General features: G+C 68.6%; 18 protein-coding genes. 7 read left to right on the forward strand and 11 right to left on the reverse strand.

The window, feature by feature from the left end; genetic code table 11:
• Positions 1–51: 51 nt before the first annotated feature.
• From AC5Y5B_RS08060 to AC5Y5B_RS08090, 7 genes are all read right to left on the reverse strand, one after another.
• Positions 52–723, reverse strand: coding sequence for a sensor domain-containing protein (locus AC5Y5B_RS08060; protein WP_430919766.1), 672 nt, complete (start codon positions 721–723; stop codon positions 52–54).
• A gap of 32 nt (positions 724–755) precedes the next feature.
• Positions 756–2,204, reverse strand: a complete 1,449-nt coding sequence (locus AC5Y5B_RS08065; RefSeq protein WP_066868376.1) for a catalase — start codon at positions 2,202–2,204, stop codon at positions 756–758.
• Between the two features lie 241 nt (positions 2,205–2,445).
• Positions 2,446–2,976 carry a hypothetical protein gene (locus AC5Y5B_RS08070; RefSeq protein ID WP_112634394.1) on the reverse strand — a complete coding sequence of 177 codons (531 nt, stop codon included), beginning with the start codon at positions 2,974–2,976 and terminating at the stop codon, positions 2,446–2,448.
• A gap of 154 nt (positions 2,977–3,130) precedes the next feature.
• On the reverse strand, positions 3,131–3,568 hold the full coding sequence (locus tag AC5Y5B_RS08075) for a hypothetical protein (protein ID WP_500005270.1): 438 nt from the start codon (positions 3,566–3,568) through the stop codon (positions 3,131–3,133).
• Between the two features lie 122 nt (positions 3,569–3,690).
• A complete protein-coding gene (locus AC5Y5B_RS08080) occupies positions 3,691–4,833 on the reverse strand; it encodes a DUF4185 domain-containing protein (protein WP_112634392.1) in 1,143 nt (380 codons plus the stop codon).
• Positions 4,830–5,873 carry an aspartate-semialdehyde dehydrogenase gene (locus tag AC5Y5B_RS08085; protein WP_112634391.1) on the reverse strand — a complete coding sequence of 348 codons (1,044 nt, stop codon included), beginning with the start codon at positions 5,871–5,873 and terminating at the stop codon, positions 4,830–4,832. Before AC5Y5B_RS08085 ends, AC5Y5B_RS08080 begins: the two co-directional genes overlap by 4 nt.
• Positions 5,874–7,139 carry an aspartate kinase gene (locus AC5Y5B_RS08090; RefSeq protein WP_112634390.1) on the reverse strand — a complete coding sequence of 422 codons (1,266 nt, stop codon included), beginning with the start codon at positions 7,137–7,139 and terminating at the stop codon, positions 5,874–5,876.
• Between the two features lie 294 nt (positions 7,140–7,433).
• Here AC5Y5B_RS08090 and leuA point away from each other — a divergent pair, with 294 nt between their 5' ends.
• The gene (leuA, locus tag AC5Y5B_RS08095) at positions 7,434–9,233 is read left to right on the forward strand and encodes a 2-isopropylmalate synthase (protein ID WP_112634389.1); all 1,800 of its coding nucleotides are present in this window, start codon (positions 7,434–7,436) and stop codon (positions 9,231–9,233) included.
• Here the strand turns inward: leuA and AC5Y5B_RS08100 are convergent, their stop codons facing one another.
• Positions 9,234–10,226 (reverse strand): DEDDh family exonuclease, encoded by a 993-nt coding sequence (locus AC5Y5B_RS08100; protein ID WP_112634388.1) that lies wholly within the window; start codon positions 10,224–10,226, stop codon positions 9,234–9,236.
• A gap of 190 nt (positions 10,227–10,416) precedes the next feature.
• On the opposite strand from AC5Y5B_RS08100, the gene AC5Y5B_RS08105 reads away from it, so the two are divergent.
• The 3 genes from AC5Y5B_RS08105 to AC5Y5B_RS08115 are packed head-to-tail and all read left to right on the forward strand — an operon-like array spanning position 10,417 to position 12,780.
• Entirely contained in the window at positions 10,417–11,646 is a 1,230-nt protein-coding gene (locus AC5Y5B_RS08105; RefSeq protein WP_500004942.1) for a Mur ligase family protein, read from the forward strand.
• A 4-nt stretch (positions 11,647–11,650) separates the two neighbouring features.
• Entirely contained in the window at positions 11,651–12,346 is a 696-nt protein-coding gene (locus AC5Y5B_RS08110; RefSeq protein ID WP_500005271.1) for a type 1 glutamine amidotransferase, read from the forward strand.
• A gap of 11 nt (positions 12,347–12,357) precedes the next feature.
• On the forward strand, positions 12,358–12,780 hold the full coding sequence (locus tag AC5Y5B_RS08115; RefSeq protein WP_112634386.1) for a hypothetical protein: 423 nt from the start codon (positions 12,358–12,360) through the stop codon (positions 12,778–12,780).
• Positions 12,781–12,787: 7 nt separating this feature from the next.
• Here AC5Y5B_RS08115 and recR read toward each other — a convergent pair whose 3' ends face one another.
• Entirely contained in the window at positions 12,788–13,399 is a 612-nt protein-coding gene (gene recR / locus AC5Y5B_RS08120; protein ID WP_008263246.1) for a recombination mediator RecR, read from the reverse strand.
• 15 nt (positions 13,400–13,414) lie between these two features.
• The gene (locus AC5Y5B_RS08125; RefSeq protein WP_112634385.1) at positions 13,415–13,759 is read right to left on the reverse strand and encodes a YbaB/EbfC family nucleoid-associated protein; all 345 of its coding nucleotides are present in this window, start codon (positions 13,757–13,759) and stop codon (positions 13,415–13,417) included.
• 98 nt (positions 13,760–13,857) lie between these two features.
• Between AC5Y5B_RS08125 and AC5Y5B_RS08130 the strand changes: the two genes are divergently transcribed.
• Complete coding sequence (locus AC5Y5B_RS08130; RefSeq protein WP_500004945.1) at positions 13,858–14,619, forward strand: Rv3717 family N-acetylmuramoyl-L-alanine amidase; 762 nt, start codon at positions 13,858–13,860, stop codon at positions 14,617–14,619.
• A 1-nt stretch (position 14,620) separates the two neighbouring features.
• On the opposite strand, the gene AC5Y5B_RS08135 is transcribed toward AC5Y5B_RS08130, so the two are convergent.
• On the reverse strand, positions 14,621–15,058 hold the full coding sequence (locus AC5Y5B_RS08135) for an SRPBCC family protein (protein WP_112634383.1): 438 nt from the start codon (positions 15,056–15,058) through the stop codon (positions 14,621–14,623).
• Positions 15,059–15,140: 82 nt separating this feature from the next.
• Between AC5Y5B_RS08135 and AC5Y5B_RS08140 the strand changes: the two genes are divergently transcribed.
• Entirely contained in the window at positions 15,141–16,532 is a 1,392-nt protein-coding gene (locus AC5Y5B_RS08140) for an FAD-binding oxidoreductase (protein WP_500005272.1), read from the forward strand.
• Positions 16,529–17,839, forward strand: coding sequence for a class I SAM-dependent methyltransferase (locus tag AC5Y5B_RS08145; RefSeq protein ID WP_500004947.1), 1,311 nt, complete (start codon positions 16,529–16,531; stop codon positions 17,837–17,839). The genes AC5Y5B_RS08140 and AC5Y5B_RS08145 overlap by 4 nt, the downstream gene beginning before the upstream one ends.
• Positions 17,840–17,843 lie beyond the last annotated feature (4 nt).

The following is a 17,843-nucleotide window of genomic DNA, read 5'->3' on the forward strand; positions in this document are numbered from 1 at the left end:
CCTTCCGCGCACTTCTCGGTGCTCGGGGATGACGGTCACCCAATCGCTCGATTATTGACCCAGCGCGTTCTGCATCGCCCCAGCTAGCACGTTGACCGCGGGTCCGGCATTGCCGGATTGGCACACTTTCGCCTGCAGCAACACGTTTTCGCGCAGCCTGGTTTGATCGAAGCACCGGCGATCGGTGCCCGCCTCCTGCTTGGTCCAGTTCTCGTCGGCCGGGCCGGCCGGCCCGCCGTCGAACGACCACACCTGCGTGCTGCCGTTGTCCAAGTGGATCGCGGTCGTCTGCCCCGAACAACCCACGGTTCGATCCACCACGCGATGGAACGCGCGGCCCGCGGCGTCATTGGTGGCGAACACCCCGACGGCCTGCTTGACCAGATGGGTCTGGTCGGTGGCCGACGTCTGGGTGACGGCCCCGTTGAACGACGCCAGGTCGGGATCGTTGTACACCTCCGGCAAGCCGATGTCGGCCCAGTTGTTGCACTCGGGAAGGTCCACCCAGTCGCCTTGCCCGGGCTGGGTGAACACCGACTCCCACCCCATGGGTCCGCCGACGATGTTGCCGACCGACCCCTTGCCCAGGACGGCGTAATTCACGACGCCGGGCTCCGACGGGTGCGCGGCCGCGACCGGAACTGCGATGGTGCCCGCCAAGGCCAAGCCGACGACGACCGCGGCCCCGCGCATCTGGGCAACGTGCGTAACCCGCGTGGTCATGCAGCGATCATGCCAGGCGCACCGACGAGCGGTCAGCCCCCGTTGCCGCGCACGCCTTCCTCGACCTTCTTGCCGAGGTCGGGATCGACATTGCGCCAGTACTCGAACACCCGCGACAGCACCGGCTCCTTCACGCCTTGGGAAACGTGACCAATGATGTTGTGCGCCAGGCGTTCCCGGGCCGCGTCGTCGAGAACCTCGCGGACCATGGTGCCGGCCTGTCCCCAGTCGTCGTCCTCGGCGTGCAGCGTGTACGCCGAGCGGACCATGTCGCCGTCGGCATGCCAGCGCACCTCGGCGGCGCGGGCCGGGTCGGCGTGCGGACCACCGTAGGAGTTGGGCGCATAGACGGGGTCGGAGACGTTGTTGATGCGCATGGCGCCGTCTTTGGAGTAGCTGTTCACCTCGACCCTGGGGGTGTTCACCGGGATCTGCCGGTAGTTGGTCCCCAGTCGGGCGCGATGCGCGTCCGAGTACGAAAAGCCCCGCGCCTGCAGCATTTTGTCCGGGCTCAACCCCGTGCCCGGCACGGTGTTGTTCGGCTCGAAGGCCGCTTGCTCGATCTCGGCGTGGTAGTCGGTGACGTTGCGGTTCAGCGTCATCTTGCCGACGTCGATCAACGGGTAGTCGCCGTGCGGCCACACCTTGGTCAGATCGAACGGGTTGAACCGATAGTCCTTGGCTTCCTCGTACGGCATGATCTGCATCTTCAGCGTCCAGCTGGGGTAGTCCCCGCGCTCGATCGACTCGAACAGGTCCCGCTGGTGGTAATCGCCGTCCTCACCGGCCAACCGGTCGGCGTCCTCCTGGGTCAGGAACTCGATGCCCTGATCGGTGATGAAGTGGTACTTCACCCAGAAGATCTCGCCGGCGGCGTTGATCCAGCTGTAGGTGTGGCTGCTGTAGCCGTTCATGTTCCGCCAGGTCTTGGGGATCCCCCGGTCGCCCATCAGCCAGGTCACCTGGTGCGCCGATTCCGGGGACAGGCTCCAAAAGTCCCACTGCATGTTGTGGTCGCGCACATTGCTTGCCTGCAAGCGTTTCTGGGACCGGATGAAGTGCTGGAACTTCAACGGGTCGCGCATGAAGAACACCGGCGTGTTGTTGCCGACGAGGTCGAAGTTGCCCTCGGTGGTGTAGAACTTCAGCGCGAAGCCACGCGGGTCCCGCCAGGTGTCTGGGCTGCCCCGCTCGCCGGCGACCGTCGAAAACCGGGCCAGCATGTCCGTTTTGGTGCCGGGTTGGAACACCGCGGCCCTGGTGTACTTGCTGACGTCGTTGGTCACCTCGAAATGACCAAACGCACCACCGCCTTTGGCGTGTGGCTGGCGCTCCGGGATGCGCTCCCGGTTGAACATCGCCATCTGCTCGATCAGGTAATGGTCCTGCAGCAGAATCGGCCCGTCCGGGCCGATCGTCAGCGACTGATCGTCGCTCGGCGCAGCGATACCGGCGTCGTTGGTCGTGAAACGCTCCGTCATTACCCTCTCCTCGTCACCCGGCCGCCGGCCGCAGGGCGTCAGATCGCACACAGCAACGAATTCGCCTAGTCATCAAGCACTTTCAGCGTGGCTGTGTGTGGCCCGGGCCGTCCGGCCTGCACTCGAGTATTCCCCTTATCTTGATTTGGTCAAGAAATAGCGGGCAACACCGTCGGTCGCCCACTACGGGTCAGTACCCATTCGGGGCCGGACTTAAGGCCGTGACTTGGAGCGGGTGCCGTCAGGGGCGCGGTGCGGGCGCACCGGGGGGCGGGCTGACGGCCGGCGGTTGACCGGGGCCGCTGACGCCGGGGCCGGCAACCGGTCCGCCCGGACCGCCCGGACCGCCGGGAGGCATCGGAACGATCAAGCCGGGACCCCCGGGCCCGTATCCCCACGGCCCGTTGTCGGGTCCGCCCGGCCCGCCTGGTCCGCCGTACCACGGCCCGTAGCCGCCGTACTGCCCTGGCCCGTTGCCCGGCCCGGAACCACCGGGGCCCCAGGGCCCGTTGCCCGGTCCGGGGCCGCCGGGGTGGAACATGCCGTGGTGGTGGTGCTGGCAGTGGTAGTGGTGCTTCCAGATGAAGGCACCGACGAAGAACAGCGACGTGAGGATGAACACGATGCCGGCGACGATCACCACCCAGGCGGCCGCCGTGTAGAGCCGCGGCGGCTGCACCCGGTGCGGGGGTGGCGGCGGTGGCGCAGTGACGGGTGCGGCTGCCGACGGCTCGGCTTTCGGCTCAACTCGTTCTTCGGGTGTCTCGCTCATGCCTTGCCATATTGCCCCGCGCACCCCGTCCCTAACAGGCCCCGGCGAGAAAAATGTGGCGAATCGAGATGCGCCGGTTAGGCGCCGGTTACAGCAAAAGACAGGTGGCCCGGCGCTCGAGTGGAGCGCCGGGCCACTGGTTGGCAAAGGTTTTTCAGTTGGTCAGCACGATGACGCTCGGGGTCTGTCCCAGCGCGGCCGCCGAGTGCAGGACCGACGGCGGGAGCTGGCCCGGGGCCATGCCGCTGGGACGCACGCCCGACGGAGCCGGCGCAGTGCTGGTAGCACCCGGACCGTTCTGGCCACCTTGGCCACCCTGGCCACCCTGGCCGCCCGGTGCGCCCGGTCCACCGAAGTTGCCGGGGCCGCCGGGGCCGCGGTGGTGCACCATCGCGTGGTGGTGCTTGTGGTGGTGGTGCCCGTGATGGCCGCCGCGGTGGCCGAGGATGAAGCCGGTGAAGAAGATGACCGCGACGATGAACACGATGCCGGCGACGATGGCGACCCACGCGGCGAGTTGGAAGACCCGCGGGGCCCGGTAGGCCGCCGCCGCTTCCGCGGCGACCGGTGCAGTGGCGGTGGAGTGCCGCACGGTGGGGGATTCAGATGTTTCACTCATGAGACAAATGATGAAGCCGTTAACAGTAGTGGCGGCTATGCGCTACTTATGTAGCAGCTGTGAACTAAAGCCCCCGGTCAGCGGGCGAAAACCCGCTATTCGGGTCGCAGCGGATTGACCGCGAACTGGATCACCCGGTATGGCGCGGCCACCCGGGCGCGGGTGTCCCACTGGCTGACGAAGATCCGCAGCTCGTCGAGCGTCGAGCCGGGTGAGATGTAGCCGCCGTACGGTTGCGCGAGGCGGTTGTCGTAGGGCGGCGGCAGGCTTTCCGCCGGGTCCGGCCACTCATCGTGTTGCACCACCGTGGTGACCGGCGCGTCGCCCAGGCCGGTGGGGTCGTCCGCGACCCGGACCTCCATGTTGCCGGTGACGGCGTTGAAATAGGACAGCACCGCCTTGCCGTCGATCTGCCGGATGGACATCTCGCCCACCGCGTCGGGCCACATTGGCGTCGGCGATTTGCCCCAGCCGCCCTGCGGACCGGCCGCCCACCCCTGCCAGCGGGACCGGTCGGTGAACGTTTGCGGCGTGGCCCGGTAGAGCACGACCGGGTCCCGGCGGGTGAAACTGTCGGCGACGATGTACACCCACCCGGTCGGTGAATCCGTGGTGGGGATCGGGTCGTAGTAGCCGCTGATCTGCGTCTGCGCACCACCCTGATACGACGCGGGCCGCTTGGACCCGGGGATCGTCTGCCAGCCCGCGCGGGCCGGCTCGGCCGCCACCAGCCGCGAGCTCTGCGGTTCGAGGTTTTTCGTCGTCGTCACCATCAGGTAGTTGCGCCGGTTGATCTGCACCACCCCGGCGGGCAGCTGCGAGGCCCCCGGCGGCGCGGGGTCGGCCAGCAGCGGGTTGCTGATGCCGGTGACCCCGGTGTAGCGCACGCCGCCGGGGTCGTCGACGGAGGACGTGTCGACGCGCAACGCGACCGGTGCGTACCACCCACCAAAGCCGACGCCCTGCCCGGCGAAGCTGTCGCCGCACACTTGGAGCAGTTCGGCGGGGAACTCGACGAACTCACACAGGTCGGTCGCGCCGATGCCGTAATCCCCGGTGGGCGTGCCGGTTCCGGCCGTGGGGCCGATCCGCAGCACCTGGCCGGGCGCCAGCGGCTGCAGCACCGGTTCGGGTGCCGGAGCGGGTGGATCGGCATGCGCTATCCAAAAGCATTGCGGCACAAGCAAAGATGCCACAAGTAGCGAGAACCGCGTCGCGGAACTCACCCGCGGATTCACAACTCGGCGGCGAGTAACTCGGCGATCTGGATGGTGTTCAGCGCCGCCCCCTTGCGCAGGTTGTCACCGGAGATGAACAGCGCCAGGCCGCGGCCGTCGGGCACCCCGGGGTCGCGCCGGATCCGGCCGACCAGCGATTCGTCGACACCGGCGGCCGCCAACGGAGTCGGCACGTCGACCACCTTGACGCCGGGCGCACCGTCGAGCATTTCGCGCGCCCGCTCCGGCGACAGCGGTCGTTCGAACTCGGCGTTGATCGACAGCGAGTGCCCGGTGAACACCGGTACCCGCACGCAGGTGCCGCTGACCGCCAGCTCCGGGATGCCGAGGATCTTGCGGCTCTCGTGGCGCAGCTTCTGGTCCTCGTCGGTCTCGCCGGAGCCGTCGTCGACCAGGGAGCCGGCCAACGGGATCACGTTGAAGGCGATCGGCGCGACGTAGGTCTCGGGCGCCGGGAACGCCACGGCGTTGCCGTCGTGCACCAGCTGCTCGGCGCCGTCGATGACGGCGCGCGCCTGGCCGGCCAGCTCCTCGACCCCGGCGATCCCGCTGCCGGACACCGCCTGATAGCTCGACACCACCAGCCGTTGCAGCCCGGCCTCCTCGTGCAGCACCTTGAGCACCGGCATGGCCGCCATCGTCGTGCAGTTCGGGTTGGCGATGATGCCCTTGGCCAACGAGCGCGCGTCCCGGACGTCCCGCGCAAAGTTCACCTCGGACACCACCAGCGGCACGTCCGGGTCCTTGCGCCACGCCGACGAGTTGTCGATCACCGTCACCCCGGCCGCGGCGAACCGCGGCGCCTGCACCAGCGACATCGTCTTACCGGCGGAGAACAGCGCGATGTCCAGGCCGCTCGGGTCCGCCGTCGCGGCGTCCTCGACCTCGATCTCCTGGCCGCGGAATTCCAGCTTGCGGCCCTGCGAGCGCGCCGACGCGAAGAACCGCACCGACGTCGCGGGGAAGTCCCGCTCGTCGAGCAACCGGCGCATCACCTGGCCGACCTGGCCGGTGGCGCCCACAACTCCGATGGCAACCATTTATCTACCCGTCCCCGCATACACCGTGGCCGACTCCTCGCCGCCGAGCCCGAACGCCTCGTGCAACGCCACGACGGCCTTGTCTAGTTCGGTGTCGCGGCACAGCACCGAGATCCGGATCTCCGAGGTGGAGATGAGCTCGATGTTGACGCCGACCTCGGCCAGCGCCTCACAGAAGGTGGCGGTGACGCCCGGGTGGCTGCGCATGCCCGCCCCGATCAGCGACACCTTCCCGATGTGGTCGTCGTAAAGCAGCTGGCTGAACCCGATCTCGTCCTTGAGCGCATCGAGTTTGGCCACGGCGGTGGGCCCGCTGTCCCGCGAGCAGGTGAAGGTGATGTCGGTCTTGCCGTCCTCGACCTTGGAGACGTTCTGCAACACCATGTCGATGTTGACGTCCGCGTCGGCGAGCGCCCGGAAGACGCGAGCGGCGTATCCGGGGATGTCGGGAATGCCGACAACGGTCACCTTGGCCTCGCTACGGTCGTGCGCGACTCCGGTCAGGATGGGGTCTTCCATGGCTATGTCCTTGATCGATCCGACGACGATGGTGCCCGGGTTTTCCGAATACGAGGATCGGACGTGCACCGGAATGTTGTAGCGGCGCGCGTATTCGACGCAGCGCAGCATCAAAACCTTGGCGCCGCAAGCCGCCATCTCGAGCATCTCTTCGAAGGTGACCGTGTCCAGCTTGCGGGCGTTGTGCACGATCCTCGGGTCGGCGCTGAAGATGCCGTCGACGTCGGTGTAGATCTCGCACACGTCGGCGCGCAGCGCCGCGGCCAGCGCCACCGCGGTGGTGTCCGAACCGCCGCGGCCCAGGGTGGTCACGTCCCGGGTGTCCTGGCTGACGCCCTGGAAGCCGGCCACCAGCACGATGCGCCCCTCGTCGAGCGCGGCCTGCAGCCGTCCCGGCGTGACGTCGATGATCTTCGCGTTGCCGTGCGTGCCGGTGGTGATCACGCCGGCCTGCGAACCGGTGAACGAGCGCGCCTGCGCACCCAGCGATTCGATCGCCATCGCGACCAGGGCATTCGAGATGCGCTCGCCGGCGGTCAGCAGCATGTCGAGTTCGCGCGGCGGCGGCGCCGGACACACCTGTTGGGCCAGATCCATCAGGTCGTCAGTGGTGTCGCCCATCGCGGAGACGACGACCACCACGTCGTTGCCCTGCTTCTTGGTCGCGACGATGCGCTCGGCCACGCGGCGGATCCGATCGGCGTTCGCCACTGAGGATCCGCCGTACTTCTGCACGACGAGCGCCACGGTTTTCCCGCCTCTCCGGCCCTGGGCATTTGAAAATTTCGGGTATAAGTCCACAACAGAATACGTGCCACCGCATGGTGATTTACGTCGCGATACCGAGCGCCCCGGCCTGCGCTTTCGCCGCGGTCTCGGCGCAATTTTCACCCGAGCGCCAATCGCGGTAAAGTTGCCGACGTGCAGCGGGTGCTCCTCCTCGGACGCCGCGACGGGGTCTGATCCAGACCGGCTTCCCGTCGCGGGTGTTCGCGATGCGCCGGTCTGAAGTTCCCCTTCTGATACCCCGGAGCAATCACCGTGACTTCCAATCCCGACGCATTCAGCTCGGCACGCACCATCGTCCAGCCCGCGGGCCCACCCGCACCCGGGCAACCCGCCTGGAACCCGCAGCGCGGGTCGTCGATGCCGATCAACCGGTACCGGCCCTTCGCCGACGAGGTCGAGTCCATCCGGCTGCCCGACCGCACCTGGCCGGACCGGGTCACCAGCAGCGCGCCGCTGTGGTGCGCGGTGGACCTGCGTGACGGCAACCAGGCGCTGATCGACCCGATGAGCCCGGCGCGCAAGCGCCGCATGTTCGATCTGCTGGTTCGCATGGGCTACAAGGAAATCGAAGTGGGATTCCCGTCGGCCAGCCAGACCGACTTCGACTTCGTCCGCGAGATCATCACCGAGGGCGCCATCCCCGACGACGTCACCATCCAGGTGCTCACCCAGTGCCGCCCGGAACTGATCGAGCGCACCTTCGAAGCGTGCGACGGCGCGCCGCAGGCCATCGTGCACTTCTACAACTCGACGTCAATCCTGCAGCGCCGCGTCGTGTTTCGCGCCGACCGCGCCGCGGTGCAGGCCATCGCGACCGAAGGCGCCCGCAAGTGCGTCGAGGAGGCCGCCAAGCATCCCGGCACGCGGTGGCGGTTCGAGTACTCGCCGGAGTCCTACACCGGCACCGAGCTGGAATACGCCAAACAGGTGTGCGACGCCGTCGGCGAGATCATCGCGCCGACCCCGGACAATCCGATCATCTTCAACCTGCCCGCGACCGTGGAAATGGCCACCCCCAACGTCTACGCCGATTCGATCGAGTGGATGAGCCGCAACCTGGCCAACCGGGAGTCGGTCATCCTGAGCCTGCACCCGCACAACGACCGCGGAACCGCCGTCGCCGCAGCAGAATTGGGCTACCAGGCCGGCGCCGACCGCATCGAGGGCTGCCTGTTCGGCAACGGCGAGCGCACCGGGAACGTGTGCCTGGTGACGCTGGGGCTGAACCTGTTCTCCCGCGGCGTGGACCCGCAGATCGACTTCTCCAACATCGACGAGATCCGCCGGACCGTCGAGTACTGCAACCAGCTGCCCGTGCACGAACGGCACCCCTACGGCGGTGACCTGGTCTACACCGCGTTCTCCGGCAGCCACCAGGACGCCATCAACAAGGGGCTGGATCAGATGAAGGTCGACGCGGATGCCGCGGACACCGATGTCGAGGACATGCTCTGGCAGGTGCCCTATCTGCCGATCGACCCCAAGGACGTCGGACGCACCTACGAGGCGGTGATCAGGGTCAACTCGCAGTCGGGCAAGGGCGGGGTGGCCTACATCATGAAGGCCGACCACGGCCTGGCCCTGCCGCGGCGGCTGCAGATCGAGTTCTCCCAGGTGGTGCAGAAGATCAGCGAAGGGGAAGGCGGCGAGGTCAGCCCGAAGGAGATGTGGGACGCCTTCTCCGAGGAGTATCTGGCGCCCGTCCTGCCGCTCGAGCGGATCAAGCAGCGCGTCGACGCGTCGGAGGACGACAGCGGCGTCACCCGCATCACCGCGGTCGTCAAGATCAACGGGGTGGAGACCGAGATCAGCGGGCAGGGCAACGGCCCGCTCGCCGCGTTCGTTCACGCGCTGGGCGATGTCGGCTTCGACGTGGCCGTCCTGGACTACTCCGAGCACGCCATGAGTTCGGGTGACGACGCGCAGGCCGCCGCGTACGTGGAGGCATCGGTCGACGGGAAGACGGTGTGGGGCGTCGGCATCGCGCCGTCGATCACCTCGGCGTCGCTACGCGCGGTCGTGTCCGCGGTCAACCGCGCCGCCCGCGGCTGATCAGAACAGCGCGAGCTGCTGGTCCAGGGCGCGGACGTCGGTGAATTCGTCCATGCTGGCGCCGCCGATCACGGCGCCGAGGCAGGCCATGAACTGCGCGTCGGAGAGCACCGGCACCCCCAACTGCCGGGCGAGGTAGCCCTTGCCCTGCTCGGGGGTGGGGTCGTTGCAGACCACCAGCGAGGTCTCGCGGTCGACGGCGTCGCTGTAGGCCAGCCCGGCATGCAGGATCCGTTCCACGAGTTCCTCGTGGGTGCGGCCGACCTCGGCGGCCAGCGCCACCCGCATGCCCTGCACCAGCGGTCGGCCGCCGACGTAGGGGCCCGGGTTCAGGTACGGGCAGGGCATCCGGGACGCCAGCACCTTCAGCGGGCGCAGCTCATCATGGGTGACGCGGCCGTTCGGCCAGCGGCGCCGGGTCACCGGATGGATCGGCAACCAGATGTCGCCCGCACGGGCGAGCTTGAGCGCCGAGGACAGCACGCCCGTCAGCACCAACGCGTCGTCGAAGGCGTCATGCGGCCGCTCCTGCGTGACCCCCCAGTGCGCCGCTAGCGTCTCGAGCCGCAGGTTGTCGATCCCGAGGTCCAATCGCCGGGCCAGCTCGACCGTGCACATGACGCTGTCGACGGGCAGCTCGGTCTCGGCCAGTTCGGCTTCGGCGGTCAGGAACGCATAGTCGAACGCCACGTTGTGGGCCACCAGGGTGCGCCCACGCAACACCTCGGCGACGTCGCCGACGATGTCGGCGAATTGCGGCTGGTCTTCCAGCATGGCGGCGGTCAGGCCGTGCACGTGGGTGGGGCCCGGGTCCACCCCGGGGTTAAGCAGGCTCACCACCGATTGCTCGACGTTCCCGTCGGCGTCCAGGCCTAGCGCCGCCACGCTGATGATCCGCGCCTGGCCCGGCCGGAAGCCCGAGGTCTCGACGTCGACGACGGCCCAGCCCGCGTCCGGCTCGCTGGCCGGCCGACCCCAGGACACCCCGCTCATGCACTGAGGATGGCACGGTCGACCGACATCACCTGGTCGTTGCGCGCCGTGTCGGCTCGAAAATCGATGAGGGCGACCCGCCGCGCTCGGCGCCAAGCGCCGCGCTTGCGATCACCCTTGGACTCGACGAGGGCGACCCGCCGCGCCCGGCGCCAAGCGCCGCGCTTGCGATCGCCCTTAAACTTCCCGGGTGGTTACCACCCGTGCCCGTCTGGCCCTCGCCGCAGGAGCGAGCGCGCGCTGGGCGTCGCGGGTGACCGGACGCGGGGCCGGGGCGATGATCGGCGGCCTGATCGCGATGACGCTGGACCGCTCGGTGCTCGGGCAACTCGGCGCGGGACGGCGCACCGTCATCGTCACCGGCACCAACGGCAAGTCCACCACCACCCGGATGACGTCGGCCGCGCTGGCGACGCTGGGCGCGGTGGCCACCAACGCCGAGGGCGCCAACATGGACGCCGGGCTGGTCGCGGCGCTGGCCGCCGACCGGGATGCGCCGCTGGCGGCCCTGGAAGTTGACGAAATGCACGTCCCGCACGTGTCCGACGCCGTCGACCCCAGCGTCGTGGTGCTGCTCAACCTGTCGCGCGACCAGCTGGACCGGGTCGGCGAGATCAACGTCATCGAGCGCACCCTGCGCGCGGGCCTGGCCCGGCATCCCGGGGCGGTCGTCGTGGCCAATTGCGACGACGTGCTGATGACGTCGGCCGCCTACGACTGCCCGAACGTCGTGTGGGTGGCCGCGGGTGGGTCGTGGTCGAACGACTCGGTCAGCTGCCCGCGCAGCGGCGAGGTCATCGTCCGCGACCGGGGCCACTGGTACTCCACGGGCGCGGACTTCAAACGGCCCAGCCCGCAGTGGTGGTTCGACGACGACACCCTCTACGGGCCCGACGGCCTGTCGCTGCCGATGCGGTTGGCGCTGCCGGGCGCGGTCAACCGGGGCAACGCCGCCCAGGCCGTCGCGGCCGCGGTCGCGTTGGGCGCGGATCCGGCGTCGGCGGTGGCGGCCGTCTCGGCGGTCGACGAGGTGGCGGGGCGGTATCGGACCGTGCGCGTCGGCGCGCACGAGGTGCGCATCCTGCTGGCCAAAAACCCCGCCGGCTGGCAGGAGGCGCTGTCGATGGTGGACAAGGACGCGGCCGGGGTGGTCATCTCGGTCAACGGCCAGGTGCCCGACGGGGAAGACCTGTCCTGGCTGTGGGACGTGCGGTTCGAGCACTTCGAGGAGACGGACGTGGTGGCGGCCGGTGAGCGCGGCACCGACCTGGCGGTTCGGCTGGGCTATGCGGGCGTCGAGCACACCTTGGTGCACGACACCGTGGCCGCGATCGCGTCGTGCCCGCCCGGTCGGGTGGAGGTCGTCGCCAACTACACCGCCTTCCTCCAGCTGCAACGAGCGTTGGCGCGCCATGGCTGACTCGGTGGTGCGGATCGGCCTGGTGCTGCCCGACGTGATGGGCACCTACGGCGACGGCGGCAACGCGCTGGTGCTGCGGCAGCGGCTCCGGCTGCGCGGCCTCGCCGCCGAGATCGTCGAGATCACGCTGGCCGACCCGGTGCCCGAGTCGCTGGACCTCTACACGCTGGGCGGCGCGGAGGACTACGCGCAGCGCCTGGCCACCCGGCACCTGATCAAATACCCCGGCCTGCAGCGCGCCGCGGAGCGGGGCGCTCCGGTGCTGGCCATCTGCGCGGCCGTTCAGGTGCTCGGGCACTGGTATGAAACGTCGGCCGGGGAACGCGTCGACGGCGTGGGCATGCTGGACGCGACGACGTCGCCGCAACAGGCGCGCACCATCGGCGAGCTGGCGACCAATCCGCTGCTGGCGGGCCTGACCGAGCGCCTCACCGGTTTCGAGAACCACCGCGGCGGCACCGTCCTGGGACCGGCGGCCTCTCCGCTGGGCGCCGTGGTCAAGGGCGCGGGCAACAGGTCCGGCGACGGCTTCGACGGCGCGGTGCAGGGCAGCGTGATCGCGACCTACATGCACGGGCCATGCCTGGCCCGCAACCCGCAACTGGCCGACCTGCTGCTCGGCACGGTGGTCGGTGAGCTGCCGCCGCTGCCCATGCCGGAGGTGGACTTGCTGCGCCGCGAACGGTTAGCGGCGCGCTAGGAAGAAACGAGATGACGAAGATCAGCCACAGACTCGCCGCCGGTGCCGCGTTGACCGCCGCGTTCCTCGCGTCGCCGCCGCCGGCGCGCGCCAACCCCGAGGTCCCCATGGGCCGATACACCGTGCTCTACACCGACAGCGACAATGCGACCGCGTGGGTGTTCGTCCCATGCGGGTCCGACTGCACGCTGGCGACCTCGCAGGGCGGCGGGACGTTCGTCATCAGTTGGGAGTTCCACCTCGCGGACGGGCGGTGGAGCCACAGCGGCCCCGCCCAGGCGCCGTGCGCGAACGGCGCTTCGGTCCCCGCGACCGTCGACTACAGCTTCGACGCGGTGTCGCTTGCCGGCGAGGGCCGGACGACGCTAGCGGACGGGTGCGGCGGGGCGCCGGGCACGACCGTCACCAGAGCGTTCCAACTGACTAAGGGCTGAACAGACCTCAGACCATGGCCCGGCGCCCGGCTAGGGCGCGACCGAGCGTCAACTCGTCGGCGAACTCCAGGTCCCCGCCCATCGGCAGCCCCGACGCGATCCGGGTCACCGTCAGGCCCGGGATGTCGCGCAGCATGCGCACCAGGTAAGTGGCGGTCGCCTCGCCCTCCGTGTTCGGGTCGGTGGCGATGATCACCTCGGTGATGTCGACGTCGTCGACCCGCTCACCGATCCGGCTCAACAGCTCGCGGATCCGCAGCTGATCGGGCCCCACCCCGGACAACGGATCGAGCGCACCGCCCAGCACGTGGTAGCGGCCGCGGAATTCGCGGGTGCGCTCGACGGCCTGGACGTCCTTGGGTTCCTCGACGACGCACACCTGCGAGCCGTCCCGGCGGGGATCCGCGCAGATCCGGCATCGCTCGTTGTCGGAGACGTTGCCGCACACGGCACAGAACCGCACGCCGTCGCGGACCTTCGCCAGCACCGCGGTCAGCCGGTCGATGTCCGGCGGTTCGACCGACAACAGGTGAAAGGCGATGCGTTGCGCGCTTTTGGGCCCGATGCCCGGCAGCTTGCCGAGCTCGTCGATCAAATCCTGGACGGGTCCTTCGAACATGACGGTGGCGAGAGCCTAAAGCCCCTGCGCCGGCGCGGGCGGTTGCCCCGGCGGGGGGCCGAAGCCGCCGGCCAGCGACCCCAATCGCTCCTGGGCCATCCGGGTGACCTGCTTGGACGCGTCCCCCATGGCGCCGACGATCAAGTCCTGCAGGGTCTCGATGTCTGACGGGTCGACGACGGACGGGTCGATCTTCACCGCGATCACCTCGCCGCTGCCCTTGACGACGACCTCGACCAAACCCCCGCCGGCCTGACCATGCACCTCGGCGTTCGCCAGTTGTTGCTGGGCCTCCATGAGCTTTTGCTGCATCTGCTGCGCCTGGGCGAGCAGCGCCGACATGTCGCCTCCGGGTTGCATGACAATCCCCTCGCATCTTGGTCTCGAGTTGGTTTCGCTCGTGAGTCTCCGGCGATTCGAAACCCCCAGCGTAGACCGCGCGGCGTTAGCTTTGCGCCGTGGACCTACGACTGAGCAGACGTGTCGGGATCAAAGTGGCGGTCGGCGCGCTCGTCGCCGCTTCGACGGCGATCATGCCGACCGCGACGGCGGTCCCGTCCAACATCGCCGGCATGGTGGTTTTCATCGATCCGGGCCATAACGGCTCGAACGACGGCTCCATCAACCGTCAGGTGCCCACCGGCCGCGGCGGCACCAAGGATTGCCAGACCAGCGGAACGGCCACCAACAGCGGCTACATGGAGCACACCTTCACCTGGGACACCGCGCTGCGCGTGCGCGCCGAGCTGAGCGCCCTGGGAGTGCGGACCGCGCTGTCCCGCGCCAACGACAGCGGCCTGGGGCCGTGCGTCGACGAACGCGCGAACGCGGCCAACGCGCTGCATCCCAACGCGGTGCTGTCCATCCACGCCGACGGCGGTCCGCCGTCCGGCCGGGGATTCCACGTCAACTACTCGGCGCCGCCGCTCAACCAGGTGCAGGCGGGCCCGTCGGTGCAGTACGCGCGGATCATGCGCGACCAGATGCAGGGCGCGGGGATCCCGCCGGCCAACTACATCGGCCAGAACGGTCTCTACGGCCGCTCGGATCTGACCGGCCTGAACCTGGCGCAGTACCCGTCGATCCTGGTCGAGTGCGGCAACATGAAGAATCCCGCCGACTCGGCGCTGATGGAATCCGCCGAGGGCCGGCAGAAGTACGCTGACGCGCTGGTCCGCGGAGTCGCGGGGTTCCTGGCCTCGCAGGGCCAGGCCCGCTAGCTCAGCTCTCCAGCTCTTTTTTCAGGTTGGCCAGCACCTCGCCCTGAATCCTCTTCAGCCCCAACGGCGCAAAGGTCTTTTCGAAGAAGCCCTTCACACCGCCCGCGCCCGTCCAGGTGGTCTTCACGGTGACGCTGGAGCCGGGCCCGGCGGGGGCCACCGTCCAGTTGATGATCATGGACGAGTTCGCGTCCTTCTCGATGACGGTGTGCCCGGCCACGTCGACGTTGACCTGCACGTCGCGCACGCGTGACTTGGTGGCCTGCAGCTTCCACTTGGCGACCGTGCCCGCGCCCTGACCGCCCTGCAGCACCTGGTAGTCGCTGTACTGCGGGGACAGGATCTTCGGGCGGACATTCTGGTAGTCCGCGACGGCGGCAAGGGTTGCCGCGGGCTCCGCGTTGACCAAGATGGTGCTCTCTGCGCTCACCTGTCCCAAGGCGACCCCTCCTCATGATGATTTCCCCGGTGCCGCCCGCTCGCGACGGGTGCACGGGCTGTTGTCGAAGACTAGGGTATATCTGGTGCCTGTCCTTGGATCTGCACTCTCGGCCCACAAGTCCGGCGTAGACCGGATGCTGGCAAGTTATCGATCCATCCCGGCAACCTCGGTCGTCCGGCTGGCCAAGCCGACGTCAAATCTGTTCCGCGCCCGGACCAAACGCGATGCGCCCGGCCTGGACACGTCCGGGCTGACCGGCGTTTTGAGCGTGGACCCTGAAACCCGCACCGCCGACGTCGCCGGCATGTGCACGTACGCGGACCTGGTCGCCGCCACACTGCCGTACGGCCTTTCACCGCTGGTCGTCCCCCAGCTCAAGACCATCACCCTCGGTGGCGCGGTGAGCGGACTGGGTATCGAGTCGTCGTCGTTTCGCAACGGCCTGCCGCACGAATCGGTGCTGGAGATGGACATCCTCACCGGCGCTGGCGATTTGCTCACCACGTCGCGCACCCAGCATCCCGACCTCTTCCGCGCCTTCCCGAATTCCTATGGGACGCTTGGCTATTCGACGCGTCTTCGGATCGAGCTGGAATCCGTCGCGCCGTTCGTGGCGCTGCGGCACGTCCGGTTCCGCTCGCTGCCCGATCTGGTCGCGGCGATGGAACGCATCATCGACACCGGCGGGCAGGGCGGGACGCCGGTGGACTACCTCGACGGGGTGGTGTTCAGCGCCGACGAAAGCTACCTGTGCGTGGGCCGACGAACCACCACCCCCGGCCCGGTCAGCGACTACACCGGCCGCAACATCTACTACCAGTCCATCCGGCACGACTCGGCGGGCGTCGAGGCCACCAAGGATGACCGGCTGACCATGAACGATTACTTCTGGCGCTGGGACACCGACTGGTTCTGGTGCTCGCGCGCCTTCGGCGTGCAGGACCCGCGGCTGCGGCGCTGGTGGCCGCGCCGCTACCGGCGCAGCAGTTTCTACTCGAAGCTCATCGCGATGGATCGGCGGTTCGGCATCGCCGACCGGATCGAGAAGCGCCACGGCCGGCCACCGCGCGAACGGGTGGTGCAAGACGTCGAGGTGCCGGTCGAACGGACCTGCGACTTCCTGGAATGGTTCCTCGATAGCGTTCCCATCACGCCAATCTGGTTGTGCCCGTTGCGTCTACGCGACCACGAGGGCTGGCCGCTGTACCCGATGCGGCCGGATCACACCTACGTCAACGTCGGCTTCTGGTCGTCGGTCCCGGCCGGCCCCACCGAGGGCGCCACCAACCGGATGATCGAAGCCAAGGTGGGCGAGCTCGACGGGCACAAGTCGCTGTACTCGGACTCGTACTACTCCCGCGAGGACTTCGACGAGTTGTACGGCGGCGAGGCCTACAACACCGTCAAGAAAACCTATGACCCCGATTCTCGTTTACTCGACCTCTACGCAAAGGCGGTACAACGGCGATGACGACGACCAAAGAACCGCACCGCTCGTCGACGGGCAAACTCAGCATGGCCGAGATCCTGGAGGTCTTCGCCGCGACCGGGCGACATCCGCTGAAGTTCACCGCCTATGACGGCAGCACCGCCGGCAGCGAAGACGCCGAACTGGGCCTGGACCTTCGCACCCCGCGCGGCGCCACCTACCTGGCCACCGCGCCGGGCGAGCTCGGCCTGGCCCGTGCCTACGTGGCGGGTGACCTGCAGGCCTACGGCGTGCACCCGGGTGATCCGTACCAGTTGCTCAAGACGCTGACCGATCGGGTCGAATTCAAGCGGCCACCGGCGCGGGTGCTGGCCAATGTCGTCCGATCGATGGGCTTCGAGCGGTTGCTGCCGGTGTCACCACCACCCCAGGAGACCCGACCGCGGTGGCGCCGGGTCACCGAAGGGCTGATGCACAGTAAGACCCGCGACGCGGAGGCCATCCACCACCACTACGACGTCTCCAACACCTTCTACGAACTGGTGCTGGGTCCGTCGATGACGTATACGTGCGCGGTGTATCCCGACGCTCAGGCGACGCTGGAGGACGCGCAGCAGAACAAGTACCGGCTGATTTTCGAGAAGTTGCGGCTGCGGCCGGGCGACCGGCTGCTCGACGTCGGGTGCGGCTGGGGCGGCATGGTGCGGTACGCCGCGCGCCACGGCGTGCGGGCCATCGGCGCCACCCTGTCGGCCGAGCAGGCGAAGTGGGCGCAGCGGGCGATCGCCGACGAAGGCCTCACCGAGCTGGCCGAGGTCCGGCACACCGACTACCGCGACGTCGGTGAGACGCAGTTCGACGCCGTCTCCTCGATCGGGCTGACCGAGCACATCGGCGTCAAGAACTACCCCGCCTACTTCGGCTTCCTCAAGTCGAAGCTGCGCACCGGCGGGCTGCTGCTCAACCACTGCATCACCCGCCACGACAACACCTCGACCTCGTTCGCCGGGGGGTTCACCGATCGCTACGTCTTCCCGGACGGCGAGCTGACCGGCTCGGGCCGCATCACCAGCGACATCCAGGACGCGGGCCTGGAGGTGCTGCACGCGGAGAACTTCCGCCATCACTACGCGATGACGCTGCGCGACTGGTGCCACAACCTGGTCGAACACTGGGACGTGGCCGTCGCCGAGGTCGGCTTGCCGACCGCCAAGGTGTGGGGCCTGTACATGGCGGCGTCACGGGTTGCGTTCGAGCAGAACAACCTTCAGCTGCATCACGTTCTGGCGGCCAACGTCGACCCGCGCGGCGACGACGACCTGCCGCTGCGGCCGTGGTGGACGCCGTGACCCT

It is taken from the genome of Mycobacterium sp. NGS33 (assembly GCF_059812885.1).